The organism is Streptomyces sp. NPDC006259, from assembly GCF_042870975.1.
Classification (GTDB): Bacteria; Actinomycetota; Actinomycetes; order Streptomycetales; family Streptomycetaceae; genus Streptomyces.
Window position 1 is genome coordinate 80,029 of record NZ_JBIAHY010000002.1, and the last position, 16,691, is coordinate 96,719.

The 16,691-nt window shown below is 74.2% G+C and carries 17 protein-coding genes; 10 read left to right on the plus strand and 7 right to left on the minus strand.

Annotated elements, in window-relative coordinates; translation table 11 throughout:
• The first annotated feature begins 69 nt into the window (after positions 1-69).
• Positions 70-735, plus strand: coding sequence for a DedA family protein (locus ACFYO5_RS06520; protein WP_388704940.1), 666 nt, complete (start codon positions 70-72; stop codon positions 733-735).
• Positions 736-847: 112 nt separating this feature from the next.
• Here ACFYO5_RS06520 and ACFYO5_RS06525 read toward each other — a convergent pair whose 3' ends face one another.
• The gene (locus ACFYO5_RS06525; RefSeq protein ID WP_388704943.1) at positions 848-1,375 is read right to left on the minus strand and encodes a gamma carbonic anhydrase family protein; all 528 of its coding nucleotides are present in this window, start codon (positions 1,373-1,375) and stop codon (positions 848-850) included.
• Between the two features lie 109 nt (positions 1,376-1,484).
• Between ACFYO5_RS06525 and ACFYO5_RS06530 the strand changes: the two genes are divergently transcribed.
• A complete protein-coding gene (locus ACFYO5_RS06530; RefSeq protein ID WP_388704946.1) occupies positions 1,485-2,249 on the plus strand; it encodes an acyltransferase in 765 nt (254 codons plus the stop codon).
• Positions 2,250-2,275: 26 nt separating this feature from the next.
• Here the strand turns inward: ACFYO5_RS06530 and ACFYO5_RS06535 are convergent, their stop codons facing one another.
• Positions 2,276-3,133, minus strand: coding sequence for an EamA family transporter (locus ACFYO5_RS06535; protein WP_388704949.1), 858 nt, complete (start codon positions 3,131-3,133; stop codon positions 2,276-2,278).
• 125 nt (positions 3,134-3,258) lie between these two features.
• Here ACFYO5_RS06535 and ACFYO5_RS06540 point away from each other — a divergent pair, with 125 nt between their 5' ends.
• Together ACFYO5_RS06540 and ACFYO5_RS06545 are read left to right on the plus strand one after the other, a co-directional pair.
• Positions 3,259-3,831, plus strand: coding sequence for an XRE family transcriptional regulator (locus ACFYO5_RS06540; protein WP_356562835.1), 573 nt, complete (start codon positions 3,259-3,261; stop codon positions 3,829-3,831).
• A gap of 43 nt (positions 3,832-3,874) precedes the next feature.
• Positions 3,875-4,435 (plus strand): YbaK/EbsC family protein, encoded by a 561-nt coding sequence (locus tag ACFYO5_RS06545; protein WP_388704953.1) that lies wholly within the window; start codon positions 3,875-3,877, stop codon positions 4,433-4,435.
• Positions 4,436-4,457: 22 nt separating this feature from the next.
• Here ACFYO5_RS06545 and ACFYO5_RS06550 read toward each other — a convergent pair whose 3' ends face one another.
• Together ACFYO5_RS06550 and ACFYO5_RS06555 are read right to left on the minus strand one after the other, a co-directional pair.
• Positions 4,458-5,678 carry a 4-hydroxybenzoate 3-monooxygenase gene (locus ACFYO5_RS06550; protein ID WP_388704956.1) on the minus strand — a complete coding sequence of 407 codons (1,221 nt, stop codon included), beginning with the start codon at positions 5,676-5,678 and terminating at the stop codon, positions 4,458-4,460.
• A 56-nt stretch (positions 5,679-5,734) separates the two neighbouring features.
• Positions 5,735-6,142 carry a CoA-binding protein gene (locus ACFYO5_RS06555; protein WP_388704959.1) on the minus strand — a complete coding sequence of 136 codons (408 nt, stop codon included), beginning with the start codon at positions 6,140-6,142 and terminating at the stop codon, positions 5,735-5,737.
• 127 nt (positions 6,143-6,269) lie between these two features.
• Between ACFYO5_RS06555 and ACFYO5_RS06560 the strand changes: the two genes are divergently transcribed.
• The 5 genes from ACFYO5_RS06560 (at position 6,270) to ACFYO5_RS06580 (ending at position 12,999) form a co-directional block, all read left to right on the plus strand.
• Positions 6,270-6,998 (plus strand): hypothetical protein, encoded by a 729-nt coding sequence (locus ACFYO5_RS06560; protein WP_388704962.1) that lies wholly within the window; start codon positions 6,270-6,272, stop codon positions 6,996-6,998.
• The gene (locus ACFYO5_RS06565; protein WP_388704964.1) at positions 6,995-7,543 is read left to right on the plus strand and encodes a SixA phosphatase family protein; all 549 of its coding nucleotides are present in this window, start codon (positions 6,995-6,997) and stop codon (positions 7,541-7,543) included. Before ACFYO5_RS06560 ends, ACFYO5_RS06565 begins: the two co-directional genes overlap by 4 nt.
• A gap of 31 nt (positions 7,544-7,574) precedes the next feature.
• Positions 7,575-8,201 (plus strand): YigZ family protein, encoded by a 627-nt coding sequence (locus ACFYO5_RS06570; RefSeq protein WP_356562844.1) that lies wholly within the window; start codon positions 7,575-7,577, stop codon positions 8,199-8,201.
• 498 nt (positions 8,202-8,699) lie between these two features.
• Positions 8,700-9,863, plus strand: a complete 1,164-nt coding sequence (locus ACFYO5_RS06575; RefSeq protein ID WP_356562845.1) for an exonuclease SbcCD subunit D — start codon at positions 8,700-8,702, stop codon at positions 9,861-9,863.
• A 145-nt stretch (positions 9,864-10,008) separates the two neighbouring features.
• Entirely contained in the window at positions 10,009-12,999 is a 2,991-nt protein-coding gene (locus ACFYO5_RS06580; RefSeq protein ID WP_388704968.1) for an AAA family ATPase, read from the plus strand.
• Here the strand turns inward: ACFYO5_RS06580 and ACFYO5_RS06585 are convergent.
• Entirely contained in the window at positions 12,993-13,439 is a 447-nt protein-coding gene (locus ACFYO5_RS06585; protein WP_388704971.1) for an Lrp/AsnC family transcriptional regulator, read from the minus strand. The genes ACFYO5_RS06580 and ACFYO5_RS06585 overlap by 7 nt on opposite strands.
• 123 nt (positions 13,440-13,562) lie before the next feature.
• On the opposite strand from ACFYO5_RS06585, the gene ACFYO5_RS06590 reads away from it, so the two are divergent.
• Complete coding sequence (locus ACFYO5_RS06590; RefSeq protein ID WP_388704973.1) at positions 13,563-14,072, plus strand: rhodanese-like domain-containing protein; 510 nt, start codon at positions 13,563-13,565, stop codon at positions 14,070-14,072.
• Between the two features lie 364 nt (positions 14,073-14,436).
• Here the strand turns inward: ACFYO5_RS06590 and ACFYO5_RS06595 are convergent, their stop codons facing one another.
• Both ACFYO5_RS06595 and ACFYO5_RS06600 read right to left on the minus strand, forming a co-directional pair.
• Complete coding sequence (locus ACFYO5_RS06595; protein WP_388704976.1) at positions 14,437-16,128, minus strand: DUF885 domain-containing protein; 1,692 nt, start codon at positions 16,126-16,128, stop codon at positions 14,437-14,439.
• Positions 16,129-16,161: 33 nt separating this feature from the next.
• Positions 16,162-16,653 carry an Lrp/AsnC family transcriptional regulator gene (locus tag ACFYO5_RS06600; protein WP_356562854.1) on the minus strand — a complete coding sequence of 164 codons (492 nt, stop codon included), beginning with the start codon at positions 16,651-16,653 and terminating at the stop codon, positions 16,162-16,164.
• Positions 16,654-16,691 lie beyond the last annotated feature (38 nt).

Genomic DNA, 16,691 nt, shown 5'->3' on the forward strand with positions numbered 1-16,691 from the left:
CGTGCGCCCGGTCGCGGCGCGCGCCGGGAAGCAGGACTCGAAGCAGGACCCGAACGGGAGGAACCGGCGGTGCACGTCCAGGAATGGCTCGAGGCCGTACCCGCGGTCGCCATCTACGGGCTGGTGGGCCTGGTCATCGGACTGGAGAGCCTGGGCATCCCGCTGCCGGGGGAGATCGTCCTCGTCTCCGCGGCGCTGCTCGCCTCCCAGCACGGAGACATCAACCCCGTGATCCTCGGCGCCTGCGCCACGGCCGGCGCGGTGATCGGCGACTCCATCGGCTACGCCATCGGCCGCAAGGGCGGCCGGCCCATGCTGGCCTGGCTGGGCAAGAAGTTCCCCCGGCACTTCAGCGAGGGGCACATCGCCACGGCGGAGCGGTCCTTCGAGAAGTGGGGCATGTGGGCCGTCTTCTTCGGCCGTTTCATCGCCCTGCTGCGGATCTTCGCCGGGCCGCTCGCGGGCGTCCTGCACATGCCGTACTGGAGGTTCTTCACCGCCAACCTGCTCGGCGGCATCGTGTGGGCGGGCGGGACGACGGCCGTCATCTACTACGTGGGTGTCGTCGCGGAGTCCTGGCTCAAGAGGTTCTCCTGGCTGGGCCTGGTGATGGCCGTGCTCATCGGCCTCACCTCCATGATCGTGCTCAAGCGCAAGGCGAAGGACGCCGGGCAGCACGCCGAGGCTGAGGCGGAGGCCGAGCCGAAGGCCGAGACGGTCGCGGCCGCCGAGTAGGTCGCGGACGCGAGCGTCCTCGCGGGACCGCACAGGGGTCTCTCGCTCGGATCAGGCCGGATCACGGAGCGGTGCCGGACCCCACGAGCCCGGCACGATCCGAACGAGCGCCCTAGCCGTGGATCCCGTCGTGGGCCTTGGCCAGGTCGGCGTACAGCGTGCCGTTGAGCGTGACGCCCTGACGCTCCTCCTCGGTCAGCTCCCGCCTGATCCTCGCCGGCACCCCCGCCACCAGTGAACCCGGTGGCACCTCCATCCCCTGCGGCACCAGCGCCTGGGCGGCGACCAGCGAACCCGCCCCGATCACCGCGCCGTTGAGCACGGTCGCACCCATCCCGATCAGACAGTCGTCGCCGACGCTCGCCCCGTGGACGACCGCGTTGTGCCCGACGGAGACCCGCTCGCCGATGGTCACGGGGAATCCGGGGTCGGCGTGCAGCGTGCAGTTGTCCTGGATGTTGCTCCGCGCCCCGACGGAGATCCGTTCGACGTCACCGCGCAGCACGGCGCCGTACCAGACGCTCGCGCCCGCCGCCAGCGTCACGTCCCCGATGACGGAGGACGTCGGCGCCACGAACGCCTCCTCGTCGACGTTCGGTTCCCTGCCGCCGATGCCCACGATCAGCGCCTTGTGCGTCATCACCGTCTCCTCGCGTCCGTCCTTCCCCGCACGGTACCGCCACCGGGTGGGGTGAAGATCACAGGCCCGTGGCGTCCTGGCCGCACCGCCCGCTGAGTACGGTGAGCGGGTGCCGAAGCGCAAGAACACGTTCTCATCCTGGCGGCGCCGCCTCGCCCAGCGGGCCGTCCACGCGGGCTGGGCCTGGGTGCGGCGCACCGGTTCCGTCACCGCGGAACACCCCGGCGGCCTCCGCTTCGGCTCGATCGGCCCGGGCACCCGGCTCGCCTTCCCGCTCGGCACGGTGTTCGGCGAGCCGTGGATCCACCTCGGCGCGCACTGCATCGTGGGCGAGCAGGTCACGTTGACGGCCGGCCTGATGCCGGACCTCGACCTCGGCCCGGACCCGATCCTGCGGATGGGCGACGGCGTCGTCCTGGGCCGCGGCAGCCATGTCATCGCCGACACGACGGTCACCATCGGCAGCGACTGCTACTTCGGGCCGTACGTCTACGTCACCTCCACCAACCACTCCTACGACGATCCGCACCAGCCCATCGGCAAGCAGTGGCCGCGGATGGAGCCGGTGGATATCGGCTCCGGCTGCTGGATCGGCACCGGCGCGGTGATCCTGCCGGGGGCGCGGATCGGACGGAACGTGGTCGTCGCGGCCGGCGCGGTGGTGCGCGGCACGGTGCCGGACCACGCCGTGGTGGCGGGGGCGCCCGCCCGCGTCGTACGGCGGTGGACCGCCGCCGCCGGCTGGCAGCCGCCGCTGCGCACGCCGGCTCCCGTGCCGATCCCCGACGGGGTGACGTCCGACCAACTGGTCGCGCTGTCGGGCCTGGACGAGGAGGCGGCGGCGAGACTGGCCGCGCTGGAGCCGGAACGGTGAGGTGAGCGGCCCGGTCCGACGCCTCGTTAGCCCGTCGCCAGCAGCAGCGTCCCCACCAGCGCCAGCCCCGCCCCCGCGGCCTGGATCCCGCGCAGCCGCTCCCGCAGGAAGCCGAGTGCGGCCAGGGTGGTCACCACCGGGTAGAGCGAGGCCAGCACGGCGGCCACGGTGACCGGGCCGTGCTGGGCGGCGATCGCGTAGGTGCCGTTCGCGGCGACGTCCGCGAGGCCGACGAAGGCGTACGCGGGCAGCGCGTTCCACGCCAGCCCGCCCTCGGGAAGTGCGGGTGTGCCCCGGCGTACGGCGACGCACAGGGCCGCGCCGCCCGCCAGCACATTGGTGACGCGCTGCACGAACAGGGAGAGGAAGAGGCCGGTGACCGTGGTCGACGCCTCCGTGACCAGCACGAAGACCGTGCCGAAGCCGAGAGCCGCGACCAGGGTGAGGAGGACGGCCCGCCGCCGCACGGCCGGGCCCCTCAGCTGCGGGCCGCCCGCCAGGACCACGCCGACGACCGCGACCGCGATGCCGGCGGCCTGGGTCCACCCCGGTCGTTCGCCGAGGAACAGCCCGACGGAGACCGGGACGGCCACACTGAGCGTGGCGAGCGGGGACACGACGCCCATCGGGCCGAGCGCCAGCGCCTTGTAGAAGGAGAGCAGGGCGACCGGGCCCACCAGACCCGCCGCGACCGCGAACCACAGCCGTGGCCCGGCCTCGCTCCAGCCGCCGGTGGCGACGACGACCGCGCCCAGCGCCGCCGCCGCGACGGACTGGGAGACGACGACCACGGTGAGCGCCGGGGCCCGGCGCGCGAGCAGCCCGCCGCCGAAGTCGGCCAGGCCCCACAGGAGGCTCGTGGCCAGGGCGAAGAGTGCTGTCACCGGTTCCTCGCAGTACAGTTCGGTGCACGATCGGGTGCACTCCAACGTAGTACAGCACGATGAACCCTGTCATTCAGAATAGTGAACTCCGGACCTCGTCCGGAAAAGGAGGAATTGGACGGAATGTGGCGGACCTCGACCTGCTGACCCAGTCCCTGGCGCGCAACGTCAAGCGCTGGCGCGCCGAACGCGGCTTCACCCTCGACACCCTCGCGGCCCGCGCCGGAGTCAGCCGCGGCATGCTGATCCAGATCGAGCAGGCCCGCACCAACCCCAGCCTCGGCACCGTCGTCAAGATCGGCGACGCGCTCGGCATCAGCATCACCACCCTCCTCGACTACGAGCAGGGACCCAAGGTCCGCGTCGTGCCCGCGGACCAGGTGGTCCGGCTGTGGCACACCGGCGCGGGCAGCTACAGCCGCCTCCTCGCCGGCACGGAGGCGCCCGGCCCGCTGGAGATGTGGGACTGGCGGCTGATGCCCGGCGACAGCAGCGACTCCGATCCGCACCCGGCCGGCACGGTCGAGATCGCCCACGTCACCGCCGGAGAACTCACCCTCACGGTCGAGGGCACGGAGTACCGCGTCCCGGCCGGCGCCAGCGTCACCTTCGAGGCCGACGCGGCCCACACCTACGCCAACCAGGGCGGGATCCCCACCGAGATGGTGCTCACCGTGTCGGTGCCGCCCGTGCGCTGAGACACCCCGCCGACCGGCGCGGCGCCGCTGTTAGCGTGCCTCCATGGACGCACCCATCGGACACTTCGACGACGCCAGGCCCGCCCCCGACTGCCTCGACGAGCTGACCGGCCCGGTCGCCGACGCTGTACGCCACTGGGCAGGCAGCGTCCCCGCCGGCCAACTCGTCTACGTCGACACCGACCCCCAGTGGGCCGACACGGCCGTCTTCGTCGAGCACTACGGACGGGAACTGCTGGAGCGGTCGGCGAACTGCGTGGTGGTCGCCGGCCGACGCGGCGGCGACACCACCCTCGCCGCCTGTGTCGTCCTGTCCACCACCCGCGTCGACGTCAACGGGGTGGCGCGCCGCCAACTCGGCGCCCGGAAGGCCTCCTTCGCCGCGATGGACACGGCCGTGGGGGAGACCGGCATGGAGTACGGCGGCATCACCCCCGTCGGACTCCCCGCCGCCTGGCCGGTGCTGGTGGACTCGGCCGTCGTCGACCTGCCGTACGTCCTGGTCGGGAGCGGGCGCCGGCGCGGCAAACTGCTGGTGCCGGGCAAGGCGCTCGCCGAACTGCCCGGCGCGGTCGTGCTGGACGGACTGGGCGTCGCGGGCTGAGACGATCCACCGGGCCGGCCCGTCAGTAGTGTTCCGCCGTCCCGAGGTACTGCTCCGCGAAGGCACCGGCGGCGGCCGGAGAGGTGAACAGGCGGCGCAGCCGGGCCAGGGTGGTGCCCGCCCGGAACGGGTCGCCCGTCGAGACGCCGTGGTAGATCTCGGACAGCCAATGGGAGAACTCCTGGTAGTCCCAGACCCGCCGCAGACACGTCTGCGAGTAGCCGTCCAGGCCGTCGCCGTCGCCCCGGACCAGATATCCGACCAGCGCGTCGCCGAGCAGGAACGCGTCGTGCAGCGCGAGGTTCATCCCCTTGGCGGCGATCGGAGCGACGAGGTGCGCCGCGTCCCCGGCCAGGAACAGACGCCCGTACGTCATGGGCTCGACCACGTAGTCGTGCATGTCGAGCACGCGTCTCTCGATCAGCGGCCCCTCGGTGAGCGGCGGGGCGTCCACGGCCCCGAGCCGTACGCGCAGCTCCCTCCAGACACGGTCGTGCGACCAGTTCTTCGGATCGTCGCCGGGCGGACACTGGAGGTAGTACCGGGTCACCTGGGGACCGCGGGCCATGTGCCCGGCGAACCCGTTGGGGTGGATGCCGAACAGCACGCAGTCGGAGGACGGCGGTGCCTGCGCGAGCAGCGCCAGCCAGCCTATGCCGTAGTCGTGCCGGGCCGTCCGCGCCTTCTCCGGCGGCACCGCCGCCCGGCTGACCCCGCGCGCCCCGTCGGCCCCGACGACGAAGTCGCACAGCAGCAGCCGCCGTTGACCCGTGCGCGGGCAGGTGTACGACACCGAGGGACGGTCCGTGTCGAGATCGTGCAGCTCGACGTCGCGCACCGAGAAGCGGGCGTCGCCGCCTCGCACGTCCACGTACTCGCGCACGAGGTCCGTCACGAGCAACGGCTGGGGGTAGACGTAATGGCGACGACCCGTCAGGTCGCCGTAGGGGAAGCGGTAGCCCTCGCCGCCGAAGCGGAACTCGCACGCGGTGTGCGGTCGGGCCCGCTCCAGGAGGTTGTCGGCGAGGCCCCGTTCGCGGAGGCCTTGCACGGCCCACTCCTCCAGGACGCCCGCGCGCGGGTCGCCCTCGATGAACTCGCGGCTCTCCGCCTCCAGCACCACGCAGTCCAGGTGGGCGGCGCGCAGGATGTTGCCGACGGTGAGCCCGGCCGGCCCGGCGCCCACGACGACGACCGGAACATGAGGCGGGGCAAGGGAGTTGGCGTGGGGGGTGGTGGTCACCCGCACATTATGGAGGCCCCCTCGGGGAGTGTCAGGGGGCCGGAGCGGTCACCCTTTCAGCCCAGCCGCGGGATCTCGATCGCCGGGCAGCGGTCCATCACCATCTCCAGACCGGCCGCCCGCGCGCGGTCGTAGGCGCTCTCGTCGACGACACCGAGCTGGAACCACACCGCCTTCGCGCCCTTGGCGACCGCCTCGTCCGCGACGGCTCCCGCGAGGTCGCTGTTGACGAAGACGTCCACCACGTCCACGTCGAAGGGGATGTCCGCGAGACAGGCGTACCCCCGCTCCCCGTGCACGGTCTCCGCCTTGGGATGGACGGGGACGACCCGCTTGCCGAAGCGCTGGAGCACCTCGGCGACGCCGTAGGCCGCCCGTCGCGGATTCGTGGACAGTCCCACCACCGCCCAGGTGTCGCCCAGCTCGGTGAGGATCCTGCGGATCGTTGCCTCGTCGCCGTACACGGCGGCCTCCTCTGACGGACGGACATCACGCGACGCCGAGCGGCGCCCATCCGCTCAACATCGGACGACCCGCACCGATTCCGCACCCGGACTGCGAACGGCCCCGCGCCCGCCTACGCTCGGCTCCGTGCTGCGCATCATCGACGTCCGAACCGGCGAGCCCGTCGTCGCCGCCGCCCTCCGCCGCGGCCTGACCCGCGTGGAGGCCCATGCCTCGGGGTACGGCACCGGCACGCTCCGCGTCCTCCTCGTCGCCGATCTCGTCGTCCGGGCGCTGGAACTCGGCGGTACCTCCGTCCTGCCCGTGCTCACCGGCGAACGCGAGCAGGCGGAGCTGCGGGCGGCCGCCACCGCGCTCGGCGTCCGCCCCTTCGAGGACGGCCGGGACCTCTCCGGCGGATTCGGTGAGGTCCAGGCCGTGCACGTGGCGGCGCAAGGCCACGCCGCGGTGGGAGAAGGGGTGTGGGTCCCGGTCGCACCCGTGCGGCCGGACGACGGCGCCGGGCCGGACCACGAGCCCGCCGCCCTCCGCCTCGCCCTGCTCTCCCACCACCACCGCGCACCCGCCCCGCTCGGCCCGGCCGCGCTGCGCGAGGCCGACGCCACCCTCGCCCGCTGGCGTCGGGCCGTCGCCGGCTGGGCACGCAGCCCGTCCCGTCCGGTCCCCGAGGAACTGCGCGAACGGCTGCGGACCGCCTGGGAGGACGACCTGGACCTGCCCGCGGTGCTCGGCGTGCTGCGCTCGGTGGAGGAGGCCGGACCGCGCCTCCCGGACGGCGCCCGCTTCGAGACGTACGCCTACGCCGACCGTCTCCTCGGTCTCGAACTCACCCGCGACGTGGGAGCCCCGCCGTGAGCGCCGACACCGCGGCCGGTCCGCCGCGCCGGCTCGTCGTCCTGCGGCACGCCAAGTCGGCCTGGCCGCCGAGCGTGCCCGACCACGAGCGGCCGCTCGCCCCGCGCGGCCTGCGCGACGCCCCGGCCGCCGGCCGGGCCCTGGCCGACGCCGGCTGCCTGCCGGACCTCGTCCTGTGCTCCACCGCCGTGCGCGCCCGGCGGACCTGGGAACTGGCCTCGGCCCGGTGGGGCACCCCGCCGCCGGTCCGCCACGACCCGCGCCTGTACGCCGCCGACGTACCCGAGCTGCTGGCCGTGGCGCGCGAGACGCCCGCCGAGGTCCGCACCCTGCTGCTGGTCGGACACAACCCCGGCCTCCAGGACCTCGTCCTCGACCTGGCAGGGGACGCCCTCGACGACGCCCTGGACCCGGTCCGCGCGAAGTTCCCGACCTCCGCCGTCGCCGTCCTGGCCTGGTCCGCCCCCACCTGGGCCGACCTGGCGCCGGGCGCGACCCTGCTGACCTGGACGGCCGTGCCGAGGGGGCGCCAGGACGGCGGCTGAGGCGGCACCGGTCACGGCATAGGCTGGCCCGATGCAGGACGAGTACCGCACCGTCGCCCACCAGGGCGTCCACGAGACCGAGATCAACCGCTCCCGCTTCCTGTGCGCGCTCGCCCCGGCTGCCACCGAACAGGAGGCCCAGGCGTTCCTGGCGGCCGTCCGCAAGGAGCACGCCGACGCCACCCACAACTGCTGGGCGTACGTCATCGGCGCCGACGCCTCCGTGCAGAGGGCCGGCGACGACGGCGAACCCGGCGGCACCGCCGGCGCCCCGATGCTCCAGATGCTGCTGCGCCGCGACATGCGGTACGTCGTCGCCGTGGTCACCCGCTACTACGGCGGGGTCAAGCTGGGCGCCGGCGGCCTCATCCGCGCGTACGGCGGCGCCGTCGGCGAGGCCCTGGACACCGTCGGCACGATCACCCGTCGCCGCTTCCGGCTGGCCACGGTGACCGTCGACCACCAGCGGGCCGGCAAGATCCAGAACGACCTGCACGCCACCGGCCGCGAGGTCCGCGACGTCCGCTACGGCGAGGCCGTCACCATCGAGATCGGCCTCCCGGACGCCGACGTGGACGCCTTCCGCGCCTGGCTCGCGGACGCGACGGCGGGCACGGCGGGGTTCGAGGTGGGCGGGGAGGCGTACGGCGACGCGTGAGAGCGGCTGCCGGGTGATCCCGCTCAGGCCGGCGACGGTTCCGGGGTGACGCCTCCCTCCTCCTCGTGCGGAAGCCTCCACCGGCCGGGCGCCGGCTCCGCCGGGCAGCTGTGCCGCGACACGCTCGGGGCAGGGAGCGGACCGGGCGGTCCGCCCGGCGTCGTGGAACTCGGCGACTCCGTGGTCGCGGGCGACCGGTCGCAGGGTCCTGCGCGGATGGCCGTACAACGCGCCGCCCATGTCGCGGATCCCACGGACGACGACCTCGACGGGGCCGGCTACCCGGCACCCCAGGCCGACCCGGCTGGGGAAGCGGAACGTCGGGTGAGCAGCTCGGAGTGGTTCGTCTCACCTCTGCCGAAAGGCGCCGAACCGGTCGCTCCGCCGGCCTCGAACGAGGAAACAAAAAGCTGTTTATCGGGCAAAAGGTATGGAGGGAACCGGACTTACAGGAGTATCCGCCCGTGCTGTCGGACCCTGCCGATACGCTCGGGAATCATGAGGCTCCTGCACACTTCCGACTGGCATCTCGGCCGGGCGTTCCACCGGGTGAACATGCTCGGTGCCCAGGCCGGGTTCATCGGCCACCTCGTCACCACCGTGCGTGAGCGCGAGGTCGACGCGGTGGTCGTGTCGGGGGACGTGTACGACCGGGCGGTGCCGCCGCTCGCCGCCGTCGAGCTGTTCGACGACGCCCTGCACCGCCTCGCCGACCTGGGCGTGCCCACGGTCATGATCTCCGGGAACCACGACTCCGCGCGGCGGCTCGGCGTGGGCGCCGCGCTCATCGGGCGCGCAGGCGTCCACCTGCGGACCGATCCGGCCGCGGCCGGCACACCCGTGATCCTGCGGGACGCCTTCGGCGACGTCGCCTTCTACGGACTGCCCTACCTCGAACCCGCCCTGGTCAAGGACGAGTTCGGCGTGGACAGGGCCGGACACGAGGCGGTGCTGGCCGCCGCCATGGACCGGGTCCGGGCCGACCTGGCGGGGCGCCCGCGGGGAACCCGCTCCGTCGTCCTGGCGCACGCCTTCGTCACCGGCGGCCGACCCAGCGAGAGCGAACGGGACATCACCGTCGGCGGGGTCGCCTCCGTGCCCGCGGGAGTCTTCGACGGCGTCGACTACGTGGCACTCGGCCATCTGCACGGCTGTCAGAGCCTCACCGAGCGCGTCCGCTACTCCGGCTCCCCGCTGCCCTACTCCTTCTCGGAGGCCGATCACCGCAAGACCATGTGGCTGGTCGACCTCGACGCCCACGGAGGCGTCACCGCCGAGCGGATCGACTGCCCCGTCCCCCGCGCGCTGGCCCGGCTGCGCGGCACGCTGGAGGAACTGCTCGGCGATCCCCGGCTCGACCGGTACGAGGAGGCGTGGGTCGAGGCGACCCTCACCGACGCCGTGCGCCCGGCCGACCCGATGGCCCGGCTCACCGAACGCTTCCCGCACACCCTCAGCCTCGTCTTCGCGCCCGAGCGCACCCCGGACGACCCGGACGTGTCCTACGCCCGGCGCCTCGCGGGCCGCAGCGATCAGGAGATCGCCGAGGACTTCGTGGCGCACGTGCGCGGCGCGGGCCCCGACGCGCGCGAGCAGGGCGTGCTGCGGGACGCCTTCGACGCCGTGCGCGCCGACGACACCGTGCGGGAGGTGGCGCGGTGAGGATCCGGACGGCCCCTCGGGTGGCGCCGACGGTCCCCGCCGCGGATCCGCCCCGTCCCGACCGCCTCCGCGCCGCGGGTGCGTCCGCCCCGGACCCGCTCCCGGCTCCGGGACCTCGCACCGACGACCACCGGGGAGCCGCCCGATGAGGCTGCACCGCCTCGACCTCACCGCCTTCGGGCCCTTCGGCGGCACCCAGAGCGTCGACTTCGACGAACTGTCCGCCGCCGGGCTCTTCCTGCTGCACGGGCCGACGGGCGCGGGCAAGACCTCCGTCCTGGACGCCGTGTGCTACGCGCTGTACGGCTCCGTCCCGGGCGCACGGCAGAGCGGTCAGGGCCTGGCCCTGCGCAGCGACCACGCCGCCCCCGGCACCCGCACCGGGGTCACGCTGGAACTCACGGTCGCCGGAAGGCGGTTGGAGATCACCCGGCAGCCGCCCTGGGAGCGCCCCAAGAGGCGCGGCACCGGCACCACCGTCGAGAAGGCCCAGAGCATGCTGCGCGAGCACGACGCCGTCGCCGGGGCCTGGAAGGACCTCAGCCGCTCCCACCAGGAGATCGGCGAGGAGATCACCCAGGTGCTCGGCATGAGCCGCGAACAGTTCTGCCAGGTCGTGCTGCTGCCCCAGGGCGACTTCGCGCGGTTCCTGCGCGCCGACGCCGAAGCACGGGGCCGACTGCTCGGCCGCCTCTTCGACACCCAGCGCTTCGCCGAGGTCGAGAAGCGGCTGGCCGAGCGGCGGCGTACGGCCGAGACACGCGTGCGTGAGGGCGACACGGAACTCCTGGCCGACGCGCACCGCATGCAGCAGGCGGCCGGTGACGCCATGGAACTGCCCGAGCTGGCGCCGGGCGAGCCGGGCCTGGCCGAGGCCGTGCTGACCGCCGCCGCAGTGGCCCGCGGCACCGCCCGTGAGCAGCTCACGATCGCCGAATGCGGCCGGCTCGCCGCCGAGTCCGCGCAGGCCGCCGCCGAGCGCGCGCTGGCCGACGTACGCGAACTGGACCGGTTGCGGCGGCGGTTCGCCGAAGCACGGGAGCGGGCCCGGCTGCTGGAGGAGCGGGCCGGGACCCACCGTGAGGCGCGGGCCCGGATGGAGCGGGCCCGCAAGGCGGAGGCGGTGGCGCCGGCCCTGGAACTGCGGGAGGCCGCCGACGCCGAGCACCGCAGGGCCGCCGCCGCCGAGGCACGCGCGCGTGCGCTGCTGCCGGAGCGGTTCGCCGACGCCGGCGCGGCCGGACTGGCCGCCGCCGCCCGCCGCGCCGCGGAGGAGCTGGGCGGGCTGGAGTCGGCCCGCCGCGGTGAGCGACGGCTGGCCGGACTCCTCGCGGAGCGCGCCGACCTGGACCGTCAGGAGCGCGCCGACGAGGACGTCCTCGCGGAGACCGGTGGCTGGCTCGCCGACTGGGACGCCACCCGCGCCGCCCTCCAGGAGCGGGTCGAGTCCGCCCAGGAGGCCGCAACCCGCGCCGAACAGCTCGCCGTCCAACGCGACCCCGCCCGGCGCCGGCTGGCCGCCGCCCGGCTGCGCGACCGGCTCACCCGTGACACCGAGGAGGCCCAGCGGCACGCCCTGGCCGCCGGCGAGCGGGCGCTCGCGGCCCGTACCCACTGGCTCGACCTCAAGGAACAGCGGCTCAACGGCATCGCCGCCGAACTGGCCGCCACCCTGCGCGACGGCGAACCCTGCGCCGTCTGCGGGGGCACCGAGCACCCCGCCCCCGCCCGCAAGGTCGCCGGACACGTCGACCGTGAGGCCGAGGAGCGGGCCCTCGCCGCCTCCCAGCGCGCCGAGCGGGACCACGCGGAGGCCGAGCGCGACCTCGGCCTCGTCCGGGAGAACCTGGCCGCCGCCCGCGCCGAGGCCGGCGACACCCCCACCGAACAACTCGGCGCCGAAGCCGATGAGTTGGAGCGCACCTACGGTCTGGCCCGCCGGGACGCCTCCGCACTGCACCCCGCGCGCGAGGAGCTGCGCCGGGCCGAGCAGGAGCACGGGCGCCGCACGGCCGCCCAGCGGGAGGCCGCCGTCAGAGCCGCCTCCCGGGTCGGCCACCGCGAGCGGCTGGAACGGGAGCGGGTCGCGCTGGAGGAGGAGTTGGCCGAGGCCCGGGGCAGCGCGCCCAGCGTCACCGCGCGCGCCGAGCAGCTGGAACGCCAGGCCGCCCGGCTCGCCGACGCGGCGGACGCCGCCCGCGCCGCCGAGGAGAGCGCGGGCCGCCTCAAGGCCGCCGACGGGCGCCTCGACGAGGCCGCCTTCCGGGCCGGTTTCGACACCCCGCGGGCCGCCGCCGACGCCCTCCTCGACCCGAGCGCCCACCGCGAGCTGCAACGCCGCCTGGACGCGTGGCAGTCCGAGGAGGCCGCCGTACGGGCCGTCCTCGCCGAGCCCGAGACCGTGGCCGCCGCCCAGCTCCCCGCCGTCGACCTCGCGGCGGCCGAACAGGAGGCCGTCCGGGCCGCCGAACGGCTGCGGCGGGCCGCCTCCGCCGAGGACGAGGCAGCCCGCCGCTGCGCCGAACTGGACCGTCTCTCCGCGCGCGCGGCCGCCGCCGTACGGCGGCTCGCGCCGCTGCGCGAGGAGTACGACCGGGTGGCCCGCATGGCCGGACTCACCGCGGGCACCTCCGCGGACAACGAACGCAAGATGCGCCTGGAGGCGTACGTCCTGGCCGCCCGTCTGGAGCAGGTCGCCGCCGCCGCGACCGTCCGCCTCCAGCGGATGTCGTCCGGGCGGTACACCCTCGTGCACTCCGACGACCGGGCCGGGCGCGGCCGCAGCGGGCTCGGGCTGCACGTGGTCGACGCCTGGACCGGACGCGAACGGGACACGGCCACGCTGTCCGGCGGCGAGACCTTCTTCGCCTCCCTCGCCCTCGCCCTGGGCCTCGCGGACGTCGTCACCGACGAGGCGGGCGGGGTCCGGCTGGACACCCTCTTCATCGACGAGGGGTTCGGCAGCCTCGACGACCAGACGCTGGACGAGGTCCTCGACGTACTCGACTCCCTGCGCGAACGCGACCGCAGCGTGGGCATCGTCAGTCACGTCGCCGATCTGCGGCGGCGCGTCCACGCACAGCTGGAGATCGTCAAGGGACGATCCGGGTCGGTGGTGCGCCAGCGCGGTCAGTGACCGAGCGGGCGGCGGGTCAGCGGCGAGGAGTAGACGACGCTGGTGGTCACCGATCCCAGGGAGCCGATCCGGCCCGTCAGCTCCTCCAGATGCCGCATGGAGCGGGCGGCGACCTTGATGACGAAGCAGTCGTCGCCCGTGACGTGGTGCGCCTCCAGGATCTCGGGCATGACGGCCACCAGGTCGTGGAACGGCTTGTAGTTGCCGTGCGGGTAGCGCAGCCGCACGAACGCCAGGATCGACAGCCCCAGCCGCTCGGGGTCCACGACCGCCGCGTACCCCTGGATGACGCCCGCCTCCTCCAGCCGCCGCACCCGCTCGGTGACCGCGCTGGCGGACATCGACACGGCCCGCGCCAGGTCGGCGAAACTGGCCCGGCCCTCACGCTGGAGGACCTCGAGAATGTGCCAGTCGGTGGCGTCCAGGGAATACGCGGTCATCCCCGAGGAATACCAGGGGAATCCACGGCCCGGCAAGATCGACGCCGGGGAACGGCCCTTCAGCGGGACGATCCGCCGCCGTAGATTCTGGTCATCGCCACCACCACACCGAAAGGTCCCGGGATGACCGTCACGACCCCACTCGCCAACCCGCCCGCCACCCCGCCCGCCACCAACGGCGTCCTGCGGGTCGCCCCCGCGGCCCCGGCCGACGCCGCCGCCCACTTCCGGGCCTCCCTCGTCTTCCACGCCGACGCCTCGGACGTGGCCGCCGCGCTCGGGGCCGGCGGCGACCCCGGCTTCGTCCTCCTGGACTCCCGCTCCACCGAGTCCTGGGACCAGGGGCACATCCCCGGCGCCGTCCACCTGCCGACCGCGCTCATCGCCGAGCAGGCAGCCGAGGTCCTCGACAAGGACGTGCCGGTGGTGACGTACTGCTGGGGCCCCGGCTGCAACGGCGCCACCCGCGCCGCCCTCGCGCTCGCCGAACTCGGCTACCGGGTCAAGGAGATGCTCGGCGGCTTCGAGTACTGGGCGCGCGAGGGCTTCCCCTTCGAGACGTGGCAGGGACCCGGACGGCGCGACGCCGACCCGCTCACCTCCCCGGTGGAAACGGCGGAATGCGGGTGCTGATCCGGTGAGCGCGGCGCCCGCGCGACGGGCACTCGCGCGACCGGCGCGCTCGCGGCTCACGCGCGCTCGCGGCTCACGCCCGCCTGAGGCTCACGCCCGGCCGCGCGAACTGCGCGGCCTGCGGCTCAGGGCTGCCCGCGCTCACGCCCGGACGCGGCTCACGCGTGCCGGCGTGCCACGCCCGCCTGCGGCTCACGCCCGGCCGCGCGATCAGGGCCGCCTGCGCCGCACGTCCGGCCGCTCACCACGCCCGCCCGCGTGACCAGCGCCGCCCGCGCCCCGCGCCCGCCGGCGCCCGCCTACGCCCCGCGCCCGTCCGCGCGACCGGCCAACTGCGGTCGCGCGGGCGGGTGTTCGTCGTCGGTCAGAGGCGCGCCAGTTCCTCCACCAGGTCGTCCAGGCCCAGCGATCCCTGCGAGAGGGCCGCCATGTGCCACGACTTGAGGTCGAAGGCGTCGCCGTGGCGCTGACGGGCCCGCTCCCGGCCCAGGAGCCAGGCGCGTTCGCCGAGCTTGTAGCCGATCGCCTGACCGGGGATGCTCAGATACCGGGTCAGCTCGCTCGCCACGTAGTCGCCGGGGCGGCTGCTGTGCGCGTTGAAGAACTCCTCGGCCAGCTCGGGCGTCCAGCGCTCGCCCGGACGGAACGGGGAGTCCGCCGGGATGTCCAGCTCCGCGTGCATGCCGATGTCGATGATGACGCGCACGGCGCGCAGCATCTGCGCGTCCAGATAGCCGAGCCGCTGCTCGGCGTCGGTGAGGAAGCCCAGCTCGTCCATCAGCCGCTCGGCGTACAGCGCCCACCCCTCGACGTTGGCGCTGACCTCTCCCACGGTGGCCTGGTAGCGGGAGAGGTCCTTGGCCACGTGGGTCCACTGGGCGAGCTGGAGGTGGTGGCCGGGGACGCCCTCGTGGTACCAGGTGGACACGAGGTCGTAGACGGGGAAGCGGTTCAGGCCCATCGTGGGCAGCCAGGTGCGGCCGGGACGGGAGAAGTCCTCGGACGGGGGCGTGTAGTAGGGGGCCGCGGCACCGCCGGGCGGCGCGATGCACGACTCGACCCGGCGTACCCGTTCGGCGAGTTCGAAGTGGGTGCCGTCCAACGCCTCGATCGCCTGGTCCATCAGCTCCTGCAGCCAGTCGCGGACCTCGTCGACGCCCTCGATGTGCCTGCCGTGCTCGTCGAGGTGCGCGAGGGCCACCCACGGGGTGGCGGCACCCGGCAGGATCTTCTCCGCCTCCTCGCGCATCTCCGCGAGAAGCCGGTGGTACTCGGCCCAGCCGTAGGAGTACGCCTCGTCGAGGTCCAGGTCGGTGCCGTTGTAGTAGCGCGACCAACGGGTGTACCGCTCCCGTCCGACGGTGTCCGGCGCGCCCTCCACGGCCGGCACGTACACGTCCCGCATCCAGTCCCGGAGTTCGACCAGGGCGGCGTTCGCGCTGCGGGCCGCCGCGTCGAGTTCGGCGCTCAGCGCCTGCGGGCCGGCCGCAACGAAGTCCTGGAACCAGCCACGTCCGGAGCCGTCGGTGTCCGTCCACTCGGTGAGCTGTCCGACGAAGGTGGTGGCCGGGCGGGGAGCCCCGTACAGCTTGCGTTCCAGACCGAGCGCGAGGGACTCCCGGTACCCCGCCAGCGCCGCCGGCACCGCGCGCAGCCGCTCGGCGATCGCCGCCCAGTCGGCGTCGGTCTCCGTGGGTGTCACGGTGAACACCTCGCGCACCTGATGCGCCGGCGAGGTCAGATTGCTGACCTCGCGCAGGCCCTCGTCGGCGTCGTGGACGGCGAGTTGGGCGGTGAGGCGCTCGCGCAGCAGGCGTGCGCAGCGGCGCTCGATGTCACGGTCCGCGCCGGGCGCCCGTTCCGCCTCGTCGAGCTTGGCCAGGGTGTCGCGCGCGAGTTGCGCGCGCGCCTGCTGTCCCGCGGGCGAGAAGTCGGGCAGGCGGCTCGAACTCTCCGGCACACCGAGGAAGGTTCCGGTCACCGGGTCGAGGGCGATGAGGTCGTCGACGTAGGCGTCGGCGACCGCTCGGGGCAGCGGGCTGTTGGTCTGTGACATGGGCACCATCCTGGTACGAGGCGGTGCCGCACGTCACGGCGTTTGTCCCGAAGTCGTCGGCGGCAGCAGCGGTCCGCAGTCCCACTGCTGGAAGATGAGCCGCGTCTCCACCCGGGCCACCTCCCGGCGTGCCGTGAACTCGTCGAGGACCAGCCGTTGGAGGTCGGCCATGTCCGCGACGGCCACGTGGACGAGGTAGTCGTCGGGCCCGGTGAGGTGGAAGACGGTGAGAGCCTCCGGCAGCCCCCGAATGCGCTCCACGAACGGCCCCACCAGTTCCCGCCGGTGCGGCCGCACCTGCACGGACAGCAGGGCTTGCAGCCCCCGCCCCAGCTTGGCCGGATCCAGCCGCAGCCGGTTGCCGAGGATCACGCCGGAGCGGCGCAGCCGCGTCACCCGGTCCAGACAGGTCGACGGCGCGAGACCGACCTGCGCGGCGAGGTCGCGGTAGGTCGTCCGGGCGTCGTTCTGGAGCAGCCGCAGCAGCTGGAGGTCCACCGGGTCTAGCGCGACGGATTCGGCCATCGGCCGAACGTAGCACGGGCTCCGCCCCGGTGGACCCG

Bases quoted from the DNA above. Each gene is read 5' to 3' on its own strand.
- ACFYO5_RS06525 (WP_388704943.1), bottom strand. From the start codon at position 1,375: ATGACGCACAAGGCGCTGATCGTGGGCATCGGCGGCAGGGAACCGAAC.
- ACFYO5_RS06545 (WP_388704953.1), top strand. From the start codon at position 3,875: ATGGACGCACCCATCGGACACTTCGACGACGCCAGGCCCGCCCCCGAC.
- ACFYO5_RS06570 (WP_356562844.1), top strand. From the start codon at position 7,575: ATGCAGGACGAGTACCGCACCGTCGCCCACCAGGGCGTCCACGAGACC.
- ACFYO5_RS06575 (WP_356562845.1), top strand. From the start codon at position 8,700: ATGAGGCTCCTGCACACTTCCGACTGGCATCTCGGCCGGGCGTTCCAC.
- ACFYO5_RS06580 (WP_388704968.1), top strand. From the start codon at position 10,009: ATGAGGCTGCACCGCCTCGACCTCACCGCCTTCGGGCCCTTCGGCGGC.
- ACFYO5_RS06585 (WP_388704971.1), bottom strand. From the start codon at position 13,439: ATGACCGCGTATTCCCTGGACGCCACCGACTGGCACATTCTCGAGGTC.
- ACFYO5_RS06590 (WP_388704973.1), top strand. From the start codon at position 13,563: ATGACCGTCACGACCCCACTCGCCAACCCGCCCGCCACCCCGCCCGCC.
- ACFYO5_RS06595 (WP_388704976.1), bottom strand. From the start codon at position 16,128: ATGTCACAGACCAACAGCCCGCTGCCCCGAGCGGTCGCCGACGCCTAC.
- ACFYO5_RS06600 (WP_356562854.1), bottom strand. From the start codon at position 16,653: ATGGCCGAATCCGTCGCGCTAGACCCGGTGGACCTCCAGCTGCTGCGG.